The 25,070-nt window shown below is 67.4% G+C and carries 16 protein-coding genes; 10 read left to right on the forward strand and 6 right to left on the reverse strand.

The window, feature by feature from the left end; translation table 11 throughout:
• Positions 1–258: 258 nt before the first annotated feature.
• The 6 genes from OSH07_RS20930 (at position 259) to OSH07_RS20955 (ending at position 6,102) form a co-directional block, all read left to right on the forward strand.
• Entirely contained in the window at positions 259–1,284 is a 1,026-nt protein-coding gene (locus OSH07_RS20930; protein ID WP_266340642.1) for a substrate-binding domain-containing protein, read from the forward strand.
• 64 nt (positions 1,285–1,348) lie between these two features.
• Entirely contained in the window at positions 1,349–1,768 is a 420-nt protein-coding gene (locus tag OSH07_RS20935; protein WP_266340643.1) for a hypothetical protein, read from the forward strand.
• Positions 1,769–1,852: 84 nt separating this feature from the next.
• Complete coding sequence (locus tag OSH07_RS20940) at positions 1,853–2,788, forward strand: 2-dehydro-3-deoxygalactonokinase (RefSeq protein ID WP_266340644.1); 936 nt, start codon at positions 1,853–1,855, stop codon at positions 2,786–2,788.
• A 10-nt stretch (positions 2,789–2,798) separates the two neighbouring features.
• Positions 2,799–3,431, forward strand: a complete 633-nt coding sequence (locus OSH07_RS20945; RefSeq protein ID WP_266340645.1) for a 2-dehydro-3-deoxy-6-phosphogalactonate aldolase — start codon at positions 2,799–2,801, stop codon at positions 3,429–3,431.
• A 140-nt stretch (positions 3,432–3,571) separates the two neighbouring features.
• Positions 3,572–5,758, forward strand: a complete 2,187-nt coding sequence (locus tag OSH07_RS20950; protein WP_266340646.1) for a right-handed parallel beta-helix repeat-containing protein — start codon at positions 3,572–3,574, stop codon at positions 5,756–5,758.
• A gap of 140 nt (positions 5,759–5,898) precedes the next feature.
• Positions 5,899–6,102: a hypothetical protein gene (locus OSH07_RS20955; RefSeq protein ID WP_266340647.1), complete on the forward strand. Its 204-nt coding sequence runs from the start codon at positions 5,899–5,901 to the stop codon at positions 6,100–6,102.
• On the opposite strand, the gene urtE is transcribed toward OSH07_RS20955, so the two are convergent.
• The 6 genes from urtE to urtA all read right to left on the reverse strand — a co-directional run bounded on the left by urtE (position 6,092) and on the right by urtA (position 12,173).
• Entirely contained in the window at positions 6,092–6,787 is a 696-nt protein-coding gene (urtE, locus tag OSH07_RS20960; RefSeq protein ID WP_266340648.1) for an urea ABC transporter ATP-binding subunit UrtE, read from the reverse strand. The two genes, OSH07_RS20955 and urtE, sit on opposite strands and share 11 nt — an antisense overlap.
• A 3-nt stretch (positions 6,788–6,790) precedes the next feature.
• On the reverse strand, positions 6,791–6,949 hold the full coding sequence (locus OSH07_RS20965; RefSeq protein WP_266340649.1) for a hypothetical protein: 159 nt from the start codon (positions 6,947–6,949) through the stop codon (positions 6,791–6,793).
• Positions 6,950–6,952: 3 nt separating this feature from the next.
• Complete coding sequence (urtD, locus tag OSH07_RS20970; RefSeq protein ID WP_266340650.1) at positions 6,953–7,735, reverse strand: urea ABC transporter ATP-binding protein UrtD; 783 nt, start codon at positions 7,733–7,735, stop codon at positions 6,953–6,955.
• Between the two features lie 4 nt (positions 7,736–7,739).
• Positions 7,740–8,900 carry an urea ABC transporter permease subunit UrtC gene (gene urtC / locus OSH07_RS20975; RefSeq protein ID WP_266340651.1) on the reverse strand — a complete coding sequence of 387 codons (1,161 nt, stop codon included), beginning with the start codon at positions 8,898–8,900 and terminating at the stop codon, positions 7,740–7,742.
• 172 nt (positions 8,901–9,072) lie between these two features.
• Positions 9,073–10,698 (reverse strand): urea ABC transporter permease subunit UrtB, encoded by a 1,626-nt coding sequence (gene urtB / locus OSH07_RS20980; RefSeq protein WP_266340652.1) that lies wholly within the window; start codon positions 10,696–10,698, stop codon positions 9,073–9,075.
• Between the two features lie 185 nt (positions 10,699–10,883).
• Positions 10,884–12,173, reverse strand: coding sequence for an urea ABC transporter substrate-binding protein (gene urtA / locus OSH07_RS20985; protein WP_420909665.1), 1,290 nt, complete (start codon positions 12,171–12,173; stop codon positions 10,884–10,886).
• A gap of 514 nt (positions 12,174–12,687) precedes the next feature.
• Here urtA and OSH07_RS20990 point away from each other — a divergent pair.
• The 4 genes from OSH07_RS20990 to pbpC all read left to right on the forward strand — a co-directional run bounded on the left by OSH07_RS20990 (position 12,688) and on the right by pbpC (position 24,976).
• Positions 12,688–16,044, forward strand: coding sequence for a hybrid sensor histidine kinase/response regulator (locus OSH07_RS20990; protein ID WP_266340654.1), 3,357 nt, complete (start codon positions 12,688–12,690; stop codon positions 16,042–16,044).
• A complete protein-coding gene (locus tag OSH07_RS20995; RefSeq protein ID WP_266340655.1) occupies positions 16,037–16,960 on the forward strand; it encodes a response regulator transcription factor in 924 nt (307 codons plus the stop codon). Before OSH07_RS20990 ends, OSH07_RS20995 begins: the two co-directional genes overlap by 8 nt.
• Positions 16,961–17,137: 177 nt before the next feature.
• On the forward strand, positions 17,138–22,660 hold the full coding sequence (locus OSH07_RS21000; protein ID WP_266340656.1) for an alpha-2-macroglobulin family protein: 5,523 nt from the start codon (positions 17,138–17,140) through the stop codon (positions 22,658–22,660).
• A 147-nt stretch (positions 22,661–22,807) separates the two neighbouring features.
• On the forward strand, positions 22,808–24,976 hold the full coding sequence (gene pbpC, locus OSH07_RS21005) for a penicillin-binding protein 1C (protein WP_266340657.1): 2,169 nt from the start codon (positions 22,808–22,810) through the stop codon (positions 24,974–24,976).
• Positions 24,977–25,070 lie beyond the last annotated feature (94 nt).

Raw genomic sequence — 25,070 nt, forward strand, 5'->3', positions numbered from 1 at the left:
CTTTGAGGTCATTCAAAGCGGCAACAAACGCCCCTGTCAACCCCGCGACGGCCGCCTGCCACCGTGCGCCGCAACAGAAATCGGTTCAAAATTCATATGATAAAACATAGCACTTAGTTGATTTATTGCAGTTTTCTGGAATAGGACGCCGATGGTGCATTGCATCATCGAACACGAACGCTCTCCGCAACCCGCCAGCCCGCTTGCGCCGTGGATTGAAAGCGCTTTGAATGCCCTTCGGGGAGGATGATTTTTCTGATGAGACTTAAGGAACTGGCGCTGCATCTCGGCCTGTCGCAGACGACCGTGAGTCGCGCGCTGAACGGCTATCCCGAGGTCAACGAGGAGACGCGGCAACGCGTGCTCGACGCGGCGCGCCGCTATGACTACCGCCCCAACGCCAGCGCCCGCCGTCTCGCCACCGGCCGGGCCGGCGCCATCGGCATCGTGCTGCCGACCGACCGCAACATGCTGCTCGATCCGCACTATATCGAATTCCAGGCCGGCCTCGGCGAAAGGCTGATGAAGGACGAGATCGATATCGTGCTGTCGCCGTCCAAGGCCGGCGACGAGATGGCGACCTACCGGCGCATGGCGATCAGCTCGCGCGTCGACGCCGTCATCGTGTCCAGCCCGACCGTCGACGATCCGCGCGTCGCGCTGCTGAACGAGCTCGGCCTGCCCTTCGTCGTGCATGGCCGGACGAACAGCCCGCTCGACTATGCCTGGCTCGACATCGACAACGAAGGCGCCTTCCGGCACGCGGCCAAGCACCTGCTCGACCTCGGCCATCGCCGCATCGGCCTGATCAACGGCGAGACCCGCCACAATTTCGCGCTCGACCGCGACCGCGGCTTCCGTCGGGCGCTCGCCGCCCATGGCGTCGAGGTCGACGAGAACCTGGTGGCGGAAGGCATCATGTCGGACGAGACCGGCTACCGCATCACGGCGCGCTTCCTGGCGCAGCGGCCGCGGCCGACCGCCCTGCTCGTCTCCTCGATGATGATGTCGCTCGGTGCCCTGCGCGCCATCCGTTCGGCAGGGCTCGAGCTCGGCCGTGACATCTCGATGATCGCGCATGACGACGTGATCCCCTTCCTCAACCCGGACGCCATGGTGCCGACCATGTCGACGACACGCTCGTCGATCCGCGCCGCCGGAACGCGGGTGGCGGAACTCCTGATGGAACTCATCGTCGAAGGCCGCTCGCCTGCCAGCATCCACGAACTCTGGCCGGTCGACCTCGTCGTCCGCGCATCCACGGGACCGGCCCCGCGGGATTGACCGCGCCACCGGTTCGGGACGAAATCCGGTTGGTTGATTTGCCTGGTGGAATGGAGCGGAACGCATGCGTCCGAGTCTGGCTGGCCTGCTGCTGATGGCGGCAGGCATCCTTTCGACCCCGGCCGTGGCACTGGAAAGCGCCGCCGACCCGATCGACGCGGCGCTTGCCTCGTGCCTCGCTACGCCGGAAGCCGGCGAAACGGTCGGCAAGGCCGCCTGCTTCACCAGCGCTCGCGGCGCCTGGGAAAAAGAAATGACGAGCGCCTATTTCGCGCTGGCGGCGACCCTCGACGCCCGCTCGCGCGGCATCCTGCGCGGCGCGCAAAAGCAGCGGGAAGCCTATGTCGCGGCCGAACGCCGCTTCCAGGCGACATCCCGGACCCGGGCGCAGGGCGCCAACCTCGCGGCGAGCCTCGCCGCGCAGGACGCCGACCTGTTCAAGGCACGCGCCCTCACCCTGCGCAGCTACCGATCGGACGGCTAGCGGCCTGCTGTCGCCTTGACACGACGCCCCGATCCGCGAACAACCGTTCCATTCTCACCCGATTTAGAACCTACGGACCGAAAGATGCCCTCCGATCGCTTTGCCGACGCCGCTCTCATCGCCGTTGACTGGGGCACGACGCGCTGCCGCGCCATGCTGCTCGATCGCGACGGCGCCCTGCTGGCCGAGGCCGACAGCGCGGACGGCATCGGCGCGCTCGGCGGCGCCGGCCACGAGGAAGCCTTCGAGACGCTCGTCGCCAGCTGGCCGAAGCTGCCGGCGATCATGGCCGGCATGGTAGGAAGCCGACAGGGCTGGCACGAGGCCGCCTATGTCGGCGTCCCCACTTCACCGGATGCGCTGGCCGAAGGACTGCTGAAGTTCGAAACGTCCGACCATCGCCCCGTCGCGATCGTGCCGGGCCTGGTGCTCCGGTCGGAAGCGCGCGACGGCGACGTCATCCGCGGCGAAGAAACCCAGCTGATCGGCCTGATGGAAGAGGAGCCCGATTTCGAGGGCATCGCCATCCTGCCCGGCACCCATTCCAAATGGGCCGCGATTTCGAACGGCGAGATCACCACCTTCCAGACCTTCCTGACCGGCGAGATGTTCGACCTGCTGGCGCGCAAGTCGTTCCTGCGCCACTCGGTGGCGGAGAATGCCGACGACATCGCCGGCTCGCCGCATTTCGCCCTCGCCGTGAAGCGCACTATCGCGGAGGGTCTGCCCTTCCTCGGCGCCATCTTCTCCGTCCGCGTCCGGCAGCTGCTGGACGGCGTTTCCGGCGACGACAACCTCGCCTATCTGTCGGGCCTGGTCATCGGCGGCGAGATCGCTGCCGCCCGCCAGATCGGCCTGCTCGACGCCGACCGGCCGATCCGCATCATCGGCTCGCGTACGCTCGCCCGCTCCTATCACGCCGCCTTCGCGGTCGCCGGCCACCCGGCCGACACGCGCGACGGCTCCGCCCTCGTCCGCCGCGGCCTCGTCCGCCTCGCCCGCGCCAACGGCCTCCTTTGAGATTCGGATCATGACCCATCCCCTGTTCGGCTCCCATCTTCCCATCGTCGCCATCCTGCGCGGCATCACGCCTGCCGAGGCGGACGCGGCCTTCGACGCGCTGACCTCGGCCGGGATCACGCTGATCGAGGTGCCGCTCAATTCGCCCGATCCGTTCGTCTCGATCGAGAAGATGGCGAAGCGTTCGGCCGGCCTCGCCAAGGTCGGCGCCGGCACGGTGCTGACCGAGGAGCAGGTCGCGGCGGTCAAGGATGTCGGCGGCGAGATCATCGTCTCGCCCAATGCCGACGCCGCCGTGATCCGCAAGACCAAGGCGCTCCGGATGGACTCCTATCCGGGCGTCTTCACCCCGACCGAGGCCTTCGCGGCGCTTGCGGCCGGCGCCGACGCGCTGAAGTTCTTCCCGGCCGAGCTGATCGGCGCGTCCGGCATCAAGGCCATGAAGGCGGTGCTGCCCAAGCATGTGCCGGTGCTCGCGGTCGGCGGAGCCAACGAGAACAATTTCGGCGATTACCTGCAGGCCGGCTGCGCCGGCTTCGGCATCGGCTCGAACATATACAAGCCGGGCATGACGGCGGCCGATATCGGCGAGCGAGCGGGCAAGCTGGTCGCCGCCTTCAAGGCGGCCGCGGGCATTGCGTAACGGAACGCTACTTTTACATTAGTCAAGATCGAAAACATAAATGTTTTCAATAACTTGATTCAACCCTATACCGCCCGGCAGTCACTTGCCGGGCGTTTTGTTTCAAATCCCGGCGCATTCCAGAACCGGGACCTGCAACCATGCGATCCTCCGCCATCGCCGCGCTGCTCTGCGCCGCCTCGACCCTTGCCATCACGGCCTCCGCCAAGGCCGACGCGGTTGGACCGACCGTCGAAGTCACGCTGGGCGGCGGCCAGGAAAATGGCGCCATCGGCGGCTTCGATATCTTCCTGCCGTTCGGCTTCGGCGATCGCTCCATCGGCTTCGGCGACATCCGCGGCCACATGAACAACGACCAGATGGACCAGCTCTCCGCCGGCCTCGGCTGGCGGATGAAGCTGGACGGCGTCTGGACCGTCGGCGCCTATGGCTACTACGACTATCTCCGCACCGACCGGAAGAACGAGTTCCACCAGATCTCCGCCGGCGCCGAGCTGATCTCGCGCGACATGGTGTTCCGCCTGAACGGCTACCTGCCCTTCGGCGACAAGTACGGCTCGGCCGCAGACGCCAATGCCGCGCTGATCGAGGCGGGCCGGCTGGTCTTCCGCGCCGGCCAGGAACAGGCGATGCGCGGCATCGATGGCGAGGCAGGCTTCCGCCTGCCGATGTTCGACGCCAAGTCGTCGGCGCAGATGATGCTCTATGGCGGCGGCTACTGGTATGACGGCGACCGCCTCGACGATATCACCGGCGTCAGCGCGCGCGCGGAACTGTCCTTCTCCGACCTGCCCGGCTTCACCCAGGGCTCGACCTTCAGCCTGTCGGCCGGCTTCACCTATGACAACGAGGACAAGGCCGAGGGCCTGTTCCTCGCCCGCCTGCGCATCCCGCTCGGCAAGGCAGGCCCGGCGCTCGCCGACCGCGATCCGCTGATGCAGCGCGTCGAGCGCGCCAATTTCATCCGCACCGCCGTCGGCGCCACCGGCGACGCGGAAGCGGCGATCTATGCCGATACCGGCAATATCGTCGGCAATGTCCGTACCGTTTCCGCCGCCACCGGCGACGCGGCGGCGATCAATGCCGCCATCACGGCTGCGGGCGAGAACGCCCTGATCCTCGCCGACGGCGTGATCCAGCTCGACCAGACGCTGCTGCTCTCCTCCGGCCAGTTCATCGTCGGCGGCCAGGGCGGCCTGGAAATCATCGGCGCCCGCAGCGGCGGCAAGGCGACCTTCACGCGCTCCGGCGCCGAGACGAAGCTGGTCGGCACCAGCGCGACGGCGGATGTGCTGGCCATGGCCGACGAGAGCGGCGCGGTCGGGCTGTCGATCCGCGGCGGCCGCGACGGCATCCTCGCGGACGGCGTCGAGACCATCTTCCTGCGCAATCTCGACATTGCCGAGACGGCGGGCAACGGCATCCTGCTGAGCGAAGTCGACGGCGCGCTGATCGAAGGCAGCAAGATCCACGACCTGACGATCTGCACCGATAACACCGAGTGCGAGTTCTCGATCTACGATCCGGAACGCAGCGTCCCCAACACGGCGATCTCGCTGTTCTCGGCCAAGGACGTCACCATCCGCGACGTCGAGATCCGGGACGTCACCTACGGCATCTTCGCCAACGCGGCCTTCGACGAGATCGACGACTGGGAGAACGACATCTACGGCCTGCGCGCGCCGAACCCGACGACCGGCCTGACGATCGAGAACGTCTCCATCACCAATACCCGCCGCGAAGCCCTGCAGCTCGTCGGCGCCTCCGACATCGCGATCCGCAACCTTTCCATCGACAATACGGCCATGGACCGGACGATGGACCTGATCGTGATCATGTCGAGCTCCGGCATCAGCATGGACGGCCTGACGCTGGCCGGCGGCGTCAACGCGCTGCAGTTCATCGGCCCGTCGTCCTTCGCGGACCCGGCCAGCGACATCACGGTGTCCAACGTCACTATCCGCGACACCAGCCGCGCCGGCATCATGATGAACATGGGGTCCTCCAACGTGGCCTTCTCGAACATCGAGATCACCAACGCCGGAACGCATGGCGTCTACCTGTACGGCCCGTCCTTCTTCGGCGGCGCCCTCAGCGATGTCAGCTTCACCAATGTGAAGGTCGTCAGCTCGACCGACGAAGCGGTTCACCTCGCGGGCGAACTCAGCAACTTGTCCGGCAGCATCGCGGTCGGCCAGGCGCCGGCGAGTTGCGTGGCGGACACCGGCACGTGGACGTCGACCACGCTATCGCAGAACAATGGCGAGACCTTCTCGGTCGGCGGCACCGTCATCCTGCCGGGCACGCTGCCGGCCGGCTGCCGCTAAGCTACGGCGGCAAAACAAAAAGCTGGGTTCACGCGCTGGAGCCTCAAGCGATTGTGAACCCAGCGTGTGACATCCGTCATAAAAACCGCACATGGTTCTGGTTAGTATCCGAACACCGAAGCGAGATCAGGAGAACCGTCATGGACGTTTCCACCGCCTGCTTCCCACGGGAGGCTTCCCTCAACGAACTGCTGCACGATCCGATCATCGGGCTCGTCATGGCCAGCGACGGCGTGCGTTCAGAGGACATTCGCGCGCTCTACAACAAGCTGGAGCGCCGCAACGAGGCAAAGCGTCAGCGCGCCCGCGATCTGGGCGCCATGGAGCGCTGCTTCATACGGTAAGATGGGCGCGGACCAGTTCCGAGCCCATTTCGGATTGCGGACCCGAGACGACGATCTCCCCGCGGTCCATCACGGCAAAATCATCGGCGAGCTCATGTGCGAAATCAAAATATTGCTCCACCAGCAGAATGGCCATCGTGCCTTGCTGGCGGAGCCATTGGATCGCGCGGCCGATATCCTTGATGATCGACGGCTGGATGCCCTCCGTCGGCTCATCGAGGACGAGCAGTCGCGGCCGCATCACAAGCGCACGCCCGATGGCGAGCTGCTGCTGCTGGCCGCCTGACAAATCGCCGCCTCGACGGCGAAGCATATCCTTCAGCACCGGAAACAGATCGAACACATAGTCGGGAATGTTGCGTTCGCGACGCGCGAGCGGCGCATAGCCCGTCTCCAGATTCTCCTTTACCGACAGGAGCGGGAAGATCTCCCGCCCCTGCGGTACATAGGCGATGCCGGCCTTGGCCCGCTCATGCGGCGCCATGCGGCCGAGCGGCTTGCCCTCCCACAGGATCTCGCCGCCGGCGATCGGCTTCTGGCCGACGATGGCGCGGAGCAGGCTCGTCTTGCCGACGCCGTTACGCCCCATCAGGCATGTCACCTTGCCGGTCTCGGCCGAGAGCGAGACATGGCGCAGCGCCTGGGCGGCGCCATAAAAAAGATCGACATTCTTCGCTTCGAGCATCGCTCAGCCCTTCCCGCCATCCGGCAGACTTGTCGCTTTCATCCCACTCGCCGAGGCGAGCTTCCACGCCGCCGAGCGGCTCAGCTTCGCCGCGCGCTCGCGCTTCGGCGGCCGCTTGTCCGGCCCCGCCTTGTCGCCGTCGCCGCGCGGATCGTCAGCCATCGCCTAGCGCCCCAGATAGACCTCGATCACCTTCGGATCGGCCGAGACCGCGTCGAGCGAACCCTCGGAAAGCACCGATCCCTCGTGCAGAACCGTCACCTTGACGCCGAGATCGCGCACGAAGGTCATGTCGTGCTCGACCACGACGACCGATTTGGTCCTGGCGATCTCCTTCAGCAGGATCGCCGTCTGCGCCGTCTCGGCATCGGTCATGCCGGCCGCCGGCTCGTCGACGAGCAGCAGCTTCGGCTCCTGCGCCAGCAGCATGCCGATCTCCAGCCACTGCTTCTGGCCATGCGAGAGATTGGCGGCGAACCAATGGCGCTTGTCGGTCAGGCGGATGATCTCGAGGATCTCCTCCACCCGCGCGATCTCGGCCTTCGAAGTGCGGTGGAACAGGGTGGCGAAGGGCTTGCGGACACCGGCGAGCGCTAGGTCGATATTGTCCCAGACCGTGTGGCTCTCGAACACCGTCGGCTTCTGAAACTTGCGACCGATGCCGAGCGAGGCGATCGACGCCTCGTCCATGCGGGTCAGGTCGGCATCGCCGGAGAAATAGACGTCGCCGGAATCCGGCTTGGTCTTGCCGGTGATGACATCCATCATCGTCGTCTTGCCGGCGCCGTTCGGGCCGATGATGGCCCGCATCTCGCCCGGCTCGATCACCAGCGACAGACCGCGCAGGGCCTTGAAGCCGTCGAAGGAGACGCTGACGCCGTCGAGATAGAGCAGCGAATCCTTGGCTTTCGCATGCGCGACGCGGGAAGGTTCGGTGGTCACGGTCATGGCTTCACTCCGCTGCCTGGCCAGCGGCGACGCCCGGCGCCACCACATCCTCGATCGGCTTTTCAACCGGCTTCTTCTTCGCGCCCATCGCCAGCAGCGAGCCGACGACGCCCCTGGGCAGGAACAGCGTGACGAGGACGAACAGGCCGCCGAGCACGAACAGCCAGTATTCGGCGAGAATGCCGGAGGTGAACCAGGTCTTGCCGAAATTGACGAGCAGCGCGCCGACGATCGGGCCGATCAGCGTGCCGCGGCCGCCGACCGCCACCCAGATCACCGCCTCGATCGAATTGGCCGGGGCGAATTCGCCGGGATTGATGATGCCGATCTGCGGCACGTAGAGCGCGCCGGCGACGCCCGCCATCATGGCCGACAGCGTCCAGACGACGAGCTTGTAGCCCTCGACCCGGTAGCCGATGAAGCGGGTGCGGCTCTCGGCGTCGCGGACGGCGACCAGCACCTTGCCGAACTTCGAGGCGATCACCGCGCGACAGATCCAGAAGCCGATGGCGAGCGCTAGCGCCGAGGCGAAGAACAGCGCGCCGCGCGTGGCGTCGGCCTGGATGTCGAAGCCCAGGATGTCCTTGAAATCCGTTAACCCGTTGTTACCCCCGAAGCCCATGTCGTTGCGGAAGAAGGCGAGCAGCAGCGCATAGGTCATCGCCTGGGTGATGATCGACAGATAGACGCCGGTGACGCGGGAGCGGAAGGCGAACCAGCCGAACACGAAGGCGAGCAGGCCGGGCACCAGCAGCACCATGATCGCGGCGACCCAGAAATGCTCGAAGCCGGTCCAGAACCAGGGCAGCTCCTTCCAGTTCAGAAACACCATGAAATCCGGCAGCACCGGATTGCCGTAGACGCCGCGGTCGCCGATCTGGCGCATCAGATACATACCCATGGCATAGCCGCCGAGGGCGAAGAAGGCGCCGTGGCCGAGCGAGAGGATGCCGCAGAAGCCCCAGACCAGATCGACCGACAGCGCCAACAGCGCATAGGTCAGGTACTTGCCGAGCAGGGTCAGGACATAGGTGGGCACATGGAACGGGCTCGACGGGTCCGTCGCGAGGTTCAGCACCGGCAGAAGGATGCCGACGCCGAGGATGACGAGCAGGACGATCGAGGTGCGGCGGTCGAGCGCGCGCAGGACGAAGGCGGTCAGCATGGGGCAAGCCCTTTCTTCGCCTCTCCCGGAGGGAGAAGCCGGCCGAGCAGGCCGGATGAGAGTTTCCGGAACCATCCGGCGAGGCTCCTGCGCCTCGCCCGCCGGCCGTTCGCCGCCGAGTTCCCCTGCGAGGCGGAGCGAAGGACTTCCGCCGTCGCCATCATCCGGGCGATCACGCTTCCACCGCCCGGCCCTTCAGCGCGAACAGGCCGCGCGGGCGCTTCTGGATAAACAGGATGATGAAGACGAGGACCAGGATCTTGCCGAGCACCGCGCCGGCATAGGGCTCGAGGAACTTGTTGGCGATGCCGAGCGTGAAGGCGCCGACCAGCGTGCCCCAGAGATTGCCGACGCCGCCGAACACCACCACCATGAACGAGTCGATGATGTAGCCTTGGCCAAGATTGGGGCTGACATTGTCGATCTGCGAGAGCGCGACGCCGGCGATGCCCGCGATACCCGAACCGAGGCCGAAGGTGAGCGCGTCGACCCAGGGCGTGCGGATGCCCATCGACGACGCCATCGGCCGGTTCTGCGTCACGGCGCGGGTCTGCAGGCCGAAGGCGGTCCGCTTCAAGACCAGCATCAGCGCCGCGAACACGACCAGCGCGAAGACAACGATCCACATGCGGTTATAGGTGATGGTGAGGTTGCCGAGCTCGAAGGCGCCCGACATCCAGGACGGATTGCCGACCTCGCGGTTGTTGGGGCCGAACCAGGTGCGCACCGCCTGCTGCAGGATCAGCGACACGCCCCAGGTGGCGAGCAACGTTTCCAGCGGCCGGCCGTAGAGATAGCGGATCACCAGGCGCTCGATCAGCACGCCGACGAGGCCGGCGACGAGGAAGGCGAGCGGCAGCGCAATCGCCAGCGACCAGTCGAACAGGAAGGGCGCATTGTTGCGGATCAGTTCCTGCACGACGAAGGTGGTGTAGGCGCCGAGCATCACCATCTCGCCATGCGCCATGTTGATGACGCCCATGACGCCGAAGGTGATGGCAAGGCCGATCGCGGCGAGCAGCAGCACCGAGCCGAGCGAGACGCCATAGAGGATGTTCTGCGCGCCGTCCCAGAGCGCCAGCGTGCCGCGGATCGAGGTGAGCGCGCTCGTCGCCGCCGCCTTGACCGCGCCGTCCGGCGACGAAGCCTCGATCGCCGTCAATTGCGCCAGCACGTCGCGACCACCCTTCGCCTGCAGCACGTTGATCGCGGCGATCTTGTCGGCATCGGGTTCGTCCGACTTCAGCACCGCCGCGGCGCGCGCGAGCTGCAGCGTGGTGGCGACGCGCGGGTCGCTTTCCTTTGATATCGCCTGGTCGATCAGCGGGATCTGCGCCGGGTCGGCGCTCTTGAACAGGTCGGCGGCTGAGGCCAGGCGCCGGGCCGGATCCGGGCTCATCAGCGTCAGCGAGCCGAGCGCCGCCGTCACCGCCTCGCGAACGGCGTTGTTGACCTTGATCTTCTCGACCTCGCCGGAGGATGCGGTGCCGGCGTCCGCGCCGGTCGCGGGATCGGCGAGCTTGAAGCCGCCGTCAGCCTTGCTGGCGGCGAATACGGCGCGGTCCGACTTGCGGACATAGAGGTCGCCGGCCGTGAGCGATTGCAGGACGGGCGCCACCGCCGGATCGCCCGTCGCGGCGAGCGCGCCGACGGCGTCCTTCAGGGCGGCGTAACCGGGCTTGCCGAGCCCGTCTACCAGCGGCTTCAGATCGTCGGCGCGGGCCGCCGGAATGGCGGCGAGAACGACGAGAGCCAGGATGGCGAGAAGGGCCTTGCAGTGGGAAATGATGTCGACCACGGGTCTATCCTCAGGCTCGAAGCCTCAGTTGTCTTGAAACGGTGCGTGGTGCGAGGCGCCCGCCGGGCGGGCTCCTCTTTCTCAAAGACGGGGCGTTCCGGGAGAGCCTGGCGGCCTCCGCCCCGATCGAAGACGGGAGGCGGACGCGCCGCCTCCCGCTACCGGGTCTGGGTGGGCAGAGGAGGTCAGGAACCCTTGCCGCCACACTTGCCGGTCGCGACATTGAAGTTGCCGCAGGACATCGGGGCCCGCCAATCGGAGATCAGGTCCTTCGAGTCCGGCAGGTAGTCGGACCATTCGTCGCCAACGACCAGGCCCGGGGTCTGCCACACGACGTCGATCTGGCCGTCGTCCTGGATCTCGCCGATATAGACGGGCTTGGTGATGTGGTGGTTCGGCATGATGGTGGAGAAGCCGCCGGTCAGGTTCGGCACCGAGACGCCGATCAGGGCGTCGATGACGCTATCCGGCGAGGTTGTGCCGGCCTTCTCGACCGCCTTAACCCAGGCGTTGAAGCCGATGACGGTCGCTTCCATCGGGTCGTTGGTGGTGCGCTTGTCGTTCTTGATGAACGCGCGCCACTTCTTGATGAACTCCTCGTTCTCCGGCGTATCGATCGACTGGAAGTAGTTCCAGGCGGCGAGATGGCCGACGAGCGGCTTGGTGTCGATGCCAGCCAGCTCTTCTTCGCCGACCGAGAAGGCCACGACCGGGATGTCGGTCGCCTTGATGCCCTGGTTGCCGAGTTCCTTGTAGAACGGCACGTTGGCGTCGCCGTTGACGGTCGAGACGACGGCGGTCTTCTTGCCGGCCGAGCCGAACTTCTTGATCGCGGCGACTTCGGTCTGCCAGTCGGAGAAGCCGAACGGCGTGTAGTTGACCAGGATGTCTTCCTCGGCGACGCCCTTCGACTTCAGGTACGCCTCGAGGATCTTGTTGGTGGTGCGCGGGTAGACGTAGTCGGTGCCTTCCAGCACCCAGCGCTTCACGGCGCCGCCTTCCTCGCTCATCAGGTAGTCGACGGCCGGGATCGCCTGCTGGTTCGGCGCGGCGCCGGTGTAGAAGACGTTGCGCTCGCTCTCCTCGCCCTCGTACTGGACGGGGTAGAACAGGATCGAGTCAAGTTCCTTGAAGACCGGCAGCACCGACTTGCGGGAAACCGAGGTCCAGCAGCCGAACACGACCGAGACCTTGTCCTGGCTGATCAGCTCGCGCGCCTTCTCGGCGAAGAGCGGCCAGTTCGACGCCGGGTCGACGACGACGGCCTCGAGCTTCTTGCCGAGCACGCCGCCCTTCTTGTTCTGCTCGTCGATCAGGAAGAGGACGGTGTCCTTCAGCGTGGTCTCGGAAATCGCCATCGTGCCCGACAGCGAATGGAGGACGCCGACCTTGATCGTGTCCTCCGCGGCGATGGCGCCGACCGTTCCGGCGCCAATCATGGCTGCCGTCGCGATCGCGCCGAACATGCGGCTCATATAGCTCATCGGTCTCAATTCCCCCTGCTCTGCCCCTTCTCCGGCCAGGGCCGGAGCGGAGCGGTTGGTTTGCGACTGCGCGAGACGAAACCGGCTCCCCGGGCGCTTCCGGCTTGGGATCCGGACCGGCGACCCGGCTCGTTCGTGGGGGAACTGTCGGACAGTTGTGGCAGTGCAGCATATACGTCGATTGACGTATGTGGATCACGACTGCCGGAGCGGGACGGGAGCGGAGGCTCGAGGAAGCCCGTCACTCTCGGGCAGGGAAGAGCTCCGTCATTCCTGCGAAAGCAGGAATCCATGTTAGCCGGCCGAAGAGCCTCAGGCTCCGGCGACGAACCACGCCGCGCCATGGATCCCGTCTCGGGGGACGGGATGACGACCGAGCCCGGGACAAGCCTGTCTCGCCCGTTCCTCCGAATGCCCGGAGCCGTCAAAGCCCCTTGCGCGACCGGGCCCGATCCCGCATCATCGCTCAAGTCCTAGGCAAGCCCAGAAGATAAGCAGACGCGCGATGACGGGACGACAGCGGATCCTTCCCGTCCGCCGGGACTATAACCGCTGGGTCGCCAACCAGACGCTGGAAGACTATGCGCTGCGCTTCACCGCCAAGAGCGCCCGGCGCTGGACGACACCGCGCGTCGCGCAGACCGCGATCGGCGCCATCTCCTTCCTGGCGCTGGAGGCGATCGGCGGCGCCATCACCCTGTCGCACGGCACCGCCAACACCTTCGCGGCGACGCTCGTCGTCGGCCTCGTGCTGCTCCTGACCGGACTGCCGATCGCCCGCTACGCCTCGCGCTACGGCGTCGACATCGACCTGCTCACCCGCGGCGCCGGCTTCGGCTATATCGGCTCGACGGTGACGTCGCTGATCTACGCCACCTTCACCTTCATCCTGTTCGCGATCGAAGCCTCGATCATGACCACGGCGCTGGAGATCGCCTTCGGCATCCCGCCCTGGCTCGGCTACATCCTGAGCGCGGCGGCCGTGATCCCGCTGGTGACGCACGGCATCACCTGGATCAGCCGCTTCCAGATCTTCACCCAGCCGCTCTGGATCATTTTGAACATCCTGCCGGTCGGCTTCATCCTCTGGCAGGATTCCGGCTCGATCGCCGACTGGTTCGCCTTCGAGGGCCTGGCGCCGGCGCCCGGCCATCACGGGCTCGACCTCGTCTCGCTCGGCGCCGCCAGCTCGGTCATCCTCGGCCTGATGCCGCAGATCGGCGAGCAGGTCGACATATTGCGCTTCCTGCCGGCCTCCGGCCTCGAAGGGCGGCGCGGCCGCATCGCGACGCTGCTGGCCGGCGCCGGCTGGATCCTCGTCGGCGCGCCGAAGCTGCTGTTCGGCTCGTTCCTCGCCGTGCTGGCGTTGCGCCATGGCGTGCCGGCCGAGCACGCCGCCGAGCCGGCCCGGATGTATGTCGTCGCCTTCGGCTACGTGCTGCCCTGGCAGGACGCGGCGCTGTTCCTGACCGCCGCCTTCGTCGTCGTCTCGCAGCTGAAGATCAACGTGATGAACGCCTATGCGGGCTCGCTCGCCTGGTCGAACTTCTTCTCGCGCCTGACCCACAGCCACCCCGGCCGCGTCGTCTGGCTCGTCTTCAACGTGGCGATCGCGCTGCTCCTGATGGAGCTCGGCATCTACAAGGCGCTGGAGCAGACGCTGGGGCTGTTCTCCGTCGTCGCCGTCGCCTGGCTCGGCACCATCGTCGCCGACCTCGCCATCAACAAGCCGCTCGGCCTGTCGCCGCCCGGCATCGAGTTCAAGCGCGCCCATCTCTACGACATCAACCCGGTTGGCGTCGGCTCGATGGCGATCGCCGCCATGCTGGGACTGATCGGCGCCGTCGGCCTGTTCGGAGAGATCGCCAGGGCCTTCGCCCCCTTCATTGCGCTCGGCGTCGCGCTCGTCGCCGCTCCCGCCATCGCCTGGGCGACCGGCGGGCGCTACTATCTCGCCCGCAAGCCGCGCGCCCACTGGCACCAGATGAAGGAGATCCAGTGCACGGTCTGCGAGCATTATTTCGAGCCGGAGGACAGCGCCTATTGCCCGGCCTATTCCGGCCCGATCTGCTCGCTCTGCTGCTCGCTCGACGCCCGCTGCCACGACCTCTGCAAGCCGCACGCGCGGCTGCAGGCGCAGGTGAGCGAGGCCGCCTCGACGCTGCTGCCGGCGGGGATCGCCGCGCGGATCAGCCCGCGCATCGTGCAATATGCGGGGATCCTGACCCTGTTCATGGCGGTGATCAGCCTGGTGCTGCTGCTGATCCACGTCCAGGCGACGGCCTATGGCGGGCCGCATGGCGACGTCATCCGCCAGACGCTCTGGGCGGCCTTCTTCATCCTTCTCATCGTTTCCGGCATCGCCGCCTGGTTCCTGGTGCTGGCGAATGAGAGCAGGCACGTGGCGCAGGAGGAATCGGCGCGACAGACGACACTGCTGCTCCGCGAAATCGAGGCGCACCGGAAGACCGACGCCGAACTGCAGCGCGCCAAGGAAGCGGCCGAATCCGCCAACCAGGCCAAGAGCCGCTATCTCGTCGGCTTGAGCCACGAATTGCGCACGCCGCTCAATGCCGTATTCGGCTATGCGCAGATCCTCGAGCGCGACGATAGCATTCCCCCGGCGCGACAGAACAATATCAGCGTCATCCGCCGCAGCGCCGAGCATCTCTCCGGCCTGATCGACGGCCTGCTGGAAATCTCGCGCATCGAGACGGGCCGGCTGCGGTTACAGCGCAACGAGATCCGGCTCGGCGATTTCCTCGACCAGGTGGTGGAGATGTTCCGTTTCCAGGCCGAAGCAAAGGGGCTGGCGTTCCGCTTCGAGCGGCCGGATAAGCTGCCCGAGATGGTGGCGACCGACGAGAAGCGACTGCGCCAGATCCTCGTCAATCTGCTCTCCAACGCCATCAAATTCACCGAGCGCGGCGGCGTGACGCTGCGCGTAGGCTATCGAAGCCAGATCGCCACGCTCTGGGTCGAGGACACCGGGCCCGGCATCGCGGCCGAGGACGTCGAGCGCATCTTCGAGCCTTTCGAGCGGGGCGCCGGGCCGCAGGTAAACGCCGTGCCGGGCACCGGCCTCGGGCTGACCATCACCAAGATGCTGGCGCAGCTGATGGGCGGCGACATCCGCCTGCGCAGCACGCCGGGCGTCGGCAGCACCTTCGAGGTGCGCGTGATGCTGGCAGCGATCGAGCGGCCGGCGCCGCCGCCGCCCGCGCGGCGCATCTTCGGCTACCAGGGAGCGCGGCGCACCATCCTCGTCGCCGACGACGACCAGGACCATCGCGAGCTGGTGCGCCAGATCCTGGAGCCGCTCGGCTTCGTCGTGCTCGCCGTGCCGGACGGCACGGCATGCCTGGCGCTGACCACCGACATCCGTCCAGACCTCTTCCTGCTCGACATCTCCATGCCCGGCATGACCGGCTTCGAACTGGCGCGGCGCCTGCGTGAAGGCGGCCATGCGGCGCCGATCGTCATGCTGTCTGCGAGCCTCGGCGAAATGCAGCCGGAGCCGGCCGAGGACGCCGCCCACGACGCGGCGCTGCCGAAGCCGTTCGACATGCGGCAGCTGCTCGACCGCATCCAGGCGCTGCTCGAGCTCGACTGGAACGACGAGCCGAACGCGCCGCCGCCGGCCGAGCCTTCCGCGCCGCTGAAGAACCCCGGCGCCGAGCATGTGCGCGAGCTTCTCGACCTCGGCCAGATCGGCTATGTCCGCGGCATCGAGGCGAAGCTCGACGAACTGGCGGCGGAAAGCGGCAACCAGCCGCTGGTCGCGGCGCTGCGGACGCATCTGCGCAATTTCGACTTCGACCTCTATCAATCGACGCTCGAGGGGGTGGGCGAGCATGACTGAGACGGCGCATGCCCGCGACATCGTCCTCGTCGTCGACGATTCGCCCGAGACGCTGAGCTTTCTCACCGAGGCGCTGGAGCGTTCCGGCGCCACCGTGCTGGTGGCGACCTCCGGCGCGCGGGCGCTGGCGCTCGTCGAGCGAATCACGCCCGACATCGTGCTGATGGACGCGGTCATGCCAGGCATGGACGGCTTCGAGGCCTGCCGAAGGCTGAAGGCGAACACGGCGCTCGCGCATGTGCCCGTCATCTTCATGACCGGCCTCTCCGAGACCGAGCATATCCTCGAGGGCCTGGAGGCAGGCGGCGTCGACTACGTCACCAAGCCGATCGTGCTCGACGTGCTGCTCGCGCGCATCCGCGTCCACCTCGCCAATGCCCGCACGGCGCAGAGCGCCCGCATGGCGCTCGATACCGCCGGGCGCTACCTGCTCGCCGCCAATCGCGACGGCGAAATCCGCTGGTGCACGCCGCAGGCGGTGAAGCTGCTGGAGGCGACGCTGCCCGGCCGAGACGGCGCCATCCACCTGCCGGAGAGCGTCAAGCTCTGGCTCCGCATCTCGGCCGGCCAGCGCGGCGGCGGCGCCTCGCCGGGCCCGATCACCGTCGAGGGCGGCCGGCAGCTGCAGCTCGCCTTCGTCGGCAAGACCGGCGAGGACGAGTTCCTGTTCCGCCTGTCGAGCGATGACGACAGCGGCCAGGAGGCGCTGCTGCGCAAGCAGTTCACCGTCACCCAGCGCGAGGCGGAAGTGCTGCTCTGGATCGCGCGCGGAAAGTCGAACCGCGACATCGCCGAGATCCTGGGCCTGTCACCGCGCACGGTGAACAAGCACCTCGAGCAGGTCTACCAGAAGCTCGGCGTCGAGAACCGCGCCTCGGCCGCGATCACCGCGCTCGCGGCGCTCGGCGAGCGCTAGCGTGACTGTGATGGCTGTCACAGAGCCAGGCCATACGACGAATTTGCATTTGTTCCAAAATACTTAGCTGCACAACCAAACGACCGCGCCAGCTTTACCTCCCGCCTCCGGCCCCGTAAAATGCGGCGCCTGACAAGACCTTGGCGGAGGGAACACATGCGCGGCATTGGCGGAATCATGGGACGCGTCACGAACGTGATCTCGGGCGTGGTCCTCGGCGCGGCGCTCCTTGCCGGCGGCATGAGCGCGCCGGTGCAGGCCGAGGACAGCGGCGCCCGCCGCGTCATCGTCAGCCGCGATGCCGACTATCCCGGCTTCGACCTGCAGACGCTGAAGGACGTCGACCAGAAGGCCTGCGCGAGCGCCTGCGTCGACGACCAGGCCTGCAAGGCCTTCACCTACAACACCAAGGCGAAGTGGTGCTTCCTGAAGAGCGATTTCGGCAGCCTCGCCGTCGCCCCGGGCGCCAATGCCGGCCGTGTCGTCGTCGCCAAGGCGATCGACAAGAGCACCCAGGAGACCCGCATCGAGGAGCTCGCCTTCCTCGGGCCCTCGCCCTTCGACGAGGCGAAGCGCCAGCTCGGATCGCTCTCGACGCTCTATCCGTCGAACGGCATCGGCCATGACACCATCCGCCAGGGCGCCGAGCGCGCGCGAGAGAGCGGCGACGCCAAGGAGCTGTCGCGCGACCTCGGCGCGATGCTGGCGATCGCGCCGGAGGATTCGTCGATCTGGCGCCAGTTCGCGCTGGCCCAGATGCAGCGCAATCCCAACGACTACAGCGAGCGCCAGGACGCGCTGACCGCCGCCTCCTCGGCCGCCCTCAACGCCTATCTGCGCGCCGACGGCGCGGCCGAGCAGGCGCTTTCCCTCGCCCTGCTCGGACAGGCGCTGGAAAAGCGCGAGATGTGGAAGGCGGCGATCAAGACCTATCGCCTCAGCCTCGAATACAAGGCGGATTCGGCCATCCGCACCGCCTATGAAAAGCTGCTCGCCGAGCGCGGCTTCCGCATCGTCTCCAACACGGTCGACGCCGATGCCGCCTCGCCGCGCATGTGCGTCGTCTTCTCCGATTCGCTGCCGGTCGCCGATGCGACGCTCTCCGACTACGTGGTCGTCGAGGGCGGCAAGGGCCTCGCCATCGAGCCGCAGGACAACCAGATCTGTATCGACGGGCTGAAGCACGGCCAGCGCTACACGCTGCGCTTCCGCGCCGGCCTGCCCTCCGCCGATGGCGAGAAGCTGGCGCAGACGGCCTCCGTCTCCAGCTATATCCGTGACCGCGCCCCCTGGGTCGGCTTCGCCGGCAACGCCTATGTGCTGCCCGCCGGCCAGGGCGCCTCGATCCCGATCGACTCGATCAACACCGACCTGATCGACGCCGAGGTCTACCGCATCGGCGACCGCTCGATCGCCATCGCCGTGCGCGACGGCAATTTCCTGCGCCAGCTCGACAGCTATTCGGCCAGCCAGATCGCCAGCCAGTCGGGCGTCTCTGTCTGGAAGGGCCAGATCGAGGTCGGCGCCAACAAGCTGAACGAGAACATCACCACCGCGATCCCGATCGGCGACGCGGTCAAGACGATCGAGCCGGGCGTCTACGTCATCACCGCCAAGGCGGCGACCAAGGGCTCCAACAACGATGGCGGCTACGATTCCTCGCTCGCCACGCAGTGGTTCATCGTCTCCGACCTCGGTCTGTCAGCGCTGTCCGGCAATGACGGCGTCCATGCCGTCATCCGCTCGCTCAACACGGCGCAGGCGCTCGCCGGCGTGAAGGTCAAGCTCGTCGCCACCAACGACGAGGTGCTGGGCGAAGCGACCACCAACGCCGACGGCTACGTCCATTTCGAGCCTGGCCTGGCGCGCGGCACGGGCGGCATGGCGCCCCAGTTGCTCGTCGCCCAGACCGCAGCCGGCGATTATGCCTTTCTCGACATGAAGAAGACCGCCTTCGACCTGACCGACCGCGGCGTCGACGGACGCCCCGCCCCCGGCCCGCTCGACACCTTCTTCACCTCCGAACGCGGCATCTATCGCCCCGGCGAGACGGTGCACCTGACGGCGCTGCTGCGCGACGCGCAGGCGAAGGCCGTCAACGGCCTGCCGCTGACGCTGGTCGTCGACCGCCCGGACGGCGTCGAGTTCCTGCGCACCAAGCTCACCGAAGAGGGCCAGGGCGGCTACAGCCATGACGTCGCGATCCCGGACGGCGCCCAGCGCGGCGCCTGGCGCTTCCAGCTCTATGCCGATCCCGACGGCGCGGCGCTGACGGAGATCTCGGCGCTGATCGACGATTTCGAGCCGGAGCGGATCGCCTTCGAGCTCAAGACCTCGGCCGAGCGGCTCACCTCGGGCGGCACCTTCCCGATCGAACTCACCGCAAAGTATCTCTATGGCGCCAAGGCGATCGGCCTCGGCGTCGATGGCGACATCATCGCCACTCCGACCAGCACCAGCCCCGATTATCCCGGCTTCTCCTTCGGCCTCGCCGACGACCCGGTCGAGAGCGTCAGGGATTCCCTCGGCGCCAGCGCCATCACCGATGACGAAGGCCAGGCCAATTTCGACGCCACGGTGCCGACGCTGCCGGAGACGACCCGGCTCTTCAACGCCGAGATCGTCGTGCGCGTCACCGACACCAATGGCCGCGCCGTCGAGCGCCGGATGTCGCTGCCGGCGGACGGCAGCAAGCCGCATATCGGCATCAAGCCGAACTTCGAGGGCAGCGTCTCGGAAGGCGCGACGGCCGGCTTCGAGCTGATCGCCATCGGCCCGGACGGCAAGCGCATCGACGCCAAGGGCGCGACCTGGCAGATCGAGAAGCTCGACACGAACTACCAGTGGTATCGCCGCGACGGCGCCTGGAAATACGAGGCGATCACCACGGCGACGCGCGTCGCCAACGGCACGGTCGACCTCGACGCCGGCAAGCCCGCCAGCATCGAAGGCAAGGTCGACTGGGGCCGGTTCCGCCTGACGGTGGCGCTCGCCGGCGACGCGCCGACCTCGGCCAGCACCAATTTCGACGCCGGCTGGTATGTCGACGCCAGCGTCGCCTCCGAGACGCCGGACATGCTGACCGTCTCGCTCGACCAGAAGAACTACAAGCCCGGCGACACCGCCAAGCTCAGGCTCGACCCGCGCTTCCCTGGCATCGCCCAGATCATGGTGATCGACGACCGCGTCATCGACATGAAGACGGTGGAGGTGCCGGAAGGCGGCACCACGGTCGACCTGCCGGTGACGGCGAACTGGGGTCCCGGCGCCTATGTGACGGCCACCCTGTTCCGGCCGATGGACGTCGAGGCCAAGCGGATGCCGACGCGCGCGCTCGGCCTCGCCTGGGTGCCGGTCGACCCGGCCGATCGTCGCATCGACGTCCAGCTCGATACCGAGGACCAGATTCGTCCGCGTGGCGCCCTCACCATCCCCGTCACGCTCGCCAATTTGAAGAAGGGCGAGGAAGCCTATGTCACGGTCGCGGCCGTCGATATCGGCATCCTCAACCTGACCCAGTTCAAGACGCCGGATCCGGATGGCTGGTATTTCAGCCAGCGCCGGCTCGGCATGGAGATCCGCGACCTCTACGGCCTGCTGATCGACCGCATGCAGGGCGTTCCCGGCCGTCTCCGCTCCGGCGGCGATGGCGGCGCGCCCGGCCTGAAGTCGGTGCCGCCGACCGAAAAGCTGATCGCCTTCTATTCGGGAGTGGTGAAGGTCGACGAGAACGGCAAGGCGACGATCACCTTCGACGTGCCCGACTTCAACGGCTCGGTCCGCGTCATGGCCATGGCCTGGTCGAAGGAAGGTATCGGCCATGCCGAGAAGGAAGTCATTATCCGCGATCCCGTCGTGGTGATGGGCAGCCTGCCGCGCTTCATGACCCCGGACGACCAGAGCCGCATCCTCGTCGAGATCAACAATGTCGAGGGCCCTGCCGGCGACTACCAGCTGACGGTCGACGCTCCCGGCGTGGCGATGGATCCCGGCGATGCCGACAAGCAGATCCGCCTGGAAAAGGCCGGCCGCACCACGATCGCGCTGCCGATCAAGGCGGTCGACATCGGCGACCACCAGATCACCGTCAGCCTGGCGAGCCCGGAGAACGGCCAGACCTTCGACCGGACCTACATGCTGGGCATCCGCCCTGCCGGCCAGCCGGTTTCGCGCCGCTCGCTGATCTCGCTGGCTCCCGGCAACAAGCTGACCGTCGACGAATACGCCTTCGCGGAGTTCGTGCCCGGCACGACGAGCGCCACGATCGCCATCGGCGGCTCGGCCAAGCTCGACGTGGCGGCGATCCTCGCCTCGCTCGACCGCTACCCCTATGGCTGCACCGAGCAGATCACCTCCAAGGCGATGCCGCTGCTCTACCTGAACCAGGTGGCGGCGACGATCGGCATCGCGCAGGACAGCGAGCTGCGCAAGCGGATCCAGGATGCGATCGGCAAGGTGCTCGACAACCAGTCTTCGGCCGGCTCGTTCGGCCTCTGGGGCCCGGGCTATGAGGATCTCTGGCTCGATGCCTATGTCACCGACTTCCTGACCCGCGCCAAGGCGGCCGGCTATCTGGTGCCGGAGGTGGCGTTCAACAACGCGCTCGACAACCTCTCCAACAAGGTCGGCTACGCCTCCGACTTCGACAGGGGTGGCGAGGCGATCGCCTATTCGCTCTACGTGCTCGCGCGCAACGGCAAGGCGGCGATCGGCGACCTGCGCTACTACGCGGAATCGAAGCTGAACAACTTCGCAACCCCGCTGGCGCAGGCGCAGATCGGCGCGGCGCTCGCGCTATATGGCGACAAGGCCCGTTCCGGCTCGGTGCTCAAGGTGGCGATCGACAATCTCCGCAGCGCGGTAGCCCCGCAACTGGCCGGCCGCGAGGACTATGGCTCGGCCCTGCGCGACCAGGCGGCGGTGCTAACCCTCGTCGCCGAGAGCGGCGACAAGGACGCCAACGTCAAGAAGCTGGTCGACGACGTCGTCACGACGCGCGAGACCCGCCGCACTCTCTCCACCCAGGAGCAGGGCTGGATGCTGATGGCGGCCGCCGCGATGATGTCGGACCTGAAGCAGGCCGCGATCGACGTCGACGGCAACAAGGCCGAGGTGCCGCTCTACCGCAAGCTGCTCGGCTCCGACGTGTCGCCGCGGCCGCTGGTGGTCGAGAACACCAGCGACATCCCGCTCGACGCGGCGCTGACGCTGACCGGCATCCCCGCCTCGCCGGAACCGGCCGGCGGCGAAGGCTTCACCATCACGCGCAGCTACTTCAACACCGACGGCAGCGAGGCGGACCCAACGACGGTCGGCCAGAACGACCGCCTGGTGGTGGTGCTGACGGTGACGGCGGACCAGGCCCGCTTCGGCCGCCTGATGGTGGTCGACCCGCTGCCGGCAGGCTTCGAGATCGAGAACCCCAACATCTCGCGCTCCGGCGACACCGCCTCGTATGACTGGCTGAAGGTCGAGACCAATGTCGTCCATACCGAGGCCCGCACCGACCGCTTCGTCGCGGCGGTGACCCGCTCGGCCGGCGATCCGGTCGAGTTCTCGGTCGCCTATGGCGTTCGCGCCGTGTCGCCGGGCCAGTTCGTGCATCCGGCCGCGACGGTGGAAGACATGTACGACCCCGACCGCCAGGCCCACACCGACACCGGCTCGGTCGAGATCGTCGGCCCAACGACGACGAAGTGAGCGGGCGATGCGCATGACCAAGCTCGCCGTCATCCCGGGCGAAGACCCGGGATCCATGCAGCCGAAACCTCAGGCTGAATGGATCCCTGCTTCCGCAGGGATGACGGAGAGGGTCGGAGTCGCGCGGAGCCACGAGAGGCGGCTGCGATGAACGGCAAGCCGGATGCGGACTCGAATGGAAGCCCTCGCCCGCTTGCGGGCGAGGGAGACGACGCGCCGCGGCCGCCCTCGAGATGGCGGCGACGGGGGACCATTGCCGGCCTCTCGCTCGGCCTTGCCGCCTTCTTCGCCTATGCCTGGCTCGGCGGCGTGCTGGCCGAGATCGACAGGTCCCTGCCGCCGGTGCCCGATCCCGCCAAGGTGCCGACCTCGCAGATCGTCGTCGACCGCAGCGACACGCTGCTGCGACCCTACACCATCGCCGAGGGCCGCTGGCGGCTGCCGGTGACGCTTGCCGACGTCGATCCGATGTTCCTCACCATGCTGAAGGGCTATGAGGATCGCCGTTTCGACGAGCATCACGGCGTCGACTGGCGGGCGCTCGGACGCGCCGCCGGGCAGATCCTGCGCAACGGCCATGTCGTTTCCGGCGGCTCGACGCTCACCATGCAGGTGGCGCGCCTCGTCCAGGGCGGCTCGACCCGGCAGGCCGAAAGCAAGCTGAAGCAGATCGTCCACGCGCGGGCGCTGGAGCAGAAGCTCGACAAGAACCAGATCCTGTCTCTCTACCTCGCGCTCGCGCCGTATGGCGGCAATCTCGAAGGCGTCCGCGCCGCGACGCTCGCCTATTTCGGCAAGGAGCCGCGCCGGCTGACCATCGCCGAGGCCGCCCTGCTCGTCGCGCTGCCGCAATCGCCCGAGGCGCGGCGGCCCGACCGCGACCCGAAGGCGGCGAAGGCGGCGCGCGACCGCGTGCTCGACCGGCTGGTGACGGCCGGCGTACTCGACGAGGAGACCGCCGCCTCGGCCAAGACCGAGCGCATTCCGGAAGCCAGGAAGCCGTTCCCGATGCTCGCCGCCCATCTCGGCGACCAGGCGCGCAAGCGGCATCCGACCGATCCCGTCATCCGCCTCACCGTCGACGGCCGCCTGCAGGCGAAGCTGGAAGCCTTGGCCGGCATCCGCGCGGCAAAAGTCGGGGCGAAGGCGTCGGTCGCCATCCTCGTCGCCGACCAGGTCACCGGCGACATCCTCGCCTCGGTCGGTTCGGCCGGATTCATGGATGACGGCCGCAACGGCTATGTCGACATGACCGAGGCGGTGCGCTCGCCCGGCTCGACGCTGAAGCCGCTGATCTACGGCCTCGCCTTCGAACAGGGCCTCGCCCATCCGCAGAGCCTGATCGAGGACAAGCCCTCGGCCTTCGCCGGCTATGCGCCGGTCAATTTCGACGGTTTCTATCGCGGCACGGTGACCATCCACGACGCGCTGACGCAATCGCTCAACGTGCCGGCGGTGCAGGTGCTGGACGCGGTCGGACCGGCGCGGCTGATCGCGCGGCTGAAGCGCGCCGCCGCCAGCCCGCGCCTGCCGGACATGTCGGCGGCCGGCCTCGCGGTCGGGCTCGGCGGCGTCGGCATCTCGCTCAAGGACCTCGTCTCGGTCTATGCCGCGATCGCGCGCGGCGGCCGGCCGGTGGCGCTGCATCCCGAACCCCTGCCGGTCCTCGCCTCGGCCGATACCGCGCCCGTGCTCGAGCCGCTCGCCGCCTGGTATGTCTCGGATATCCTCGCCGACGTGCCGCCGCCCACCATCGGCGCGCGCGGCCGCATCGCCTACAAGACCGGCACCTCCTACGGCTATCGCGACGCCTGGTCGATCGGCTTCGACGGCCGCACCGTGATCGGCGTCTGGGCGGGACGCGCCGATGGCGCGCCGGTCTCCGGCCTTTCCGGCATCGGCACGGCGGCGCCGGTGCTGTTCGAGGCCTTCGACAAGCTCGGCGGCGACCGCGCGCCGCTGCCGCCCGCCCCGCGCGGCGCCCTGATCGCCTCGAACGGCGACCTGCCGGCGCCGCTGAAGCGTTTTCGCGGCAGCGACATCCTCGCCAACAAAGCGCCCGACACGCCGGAGATCGCCTTCCCGCCGGATGGCGTCCAGGTCGATCTCGGCATCCGCGCCGGCGATCCGATGCCGCTGATGATCAAGATCCGCAACGGCCAGCCGCCCTTCACCTGGTTCGCCAACGGCGTGCCAATCGCGCAAACGCCGTTCGCGCGCGCTGAAAGCTGGGCGCCGGACGGACCAGGGTTTGTTACTCTATCGGTCGTCGATTCGGCCGGGCGGTCAGACCGGGTCACGGTATTCGTGGAATAGCCCGCAAGGCGGAGCAAGGCGATTTCTCTCATCGGGCGCCACTGGAACCAGCACCGGCACTTCTACGAGTCCATCCTCGTCGCGGTCGTCGCCT

It is taken from the genome of Kaistia nematophila, from assembly GCF_026343855.1.
In the GTDB taxonomy this organism is placed as follows: Bacteria; Pseudomonadota; Alphaproteobacteria; order Rhizobiales; family Kaistiaceae; genus Kaistia; species Kaistia nematophila.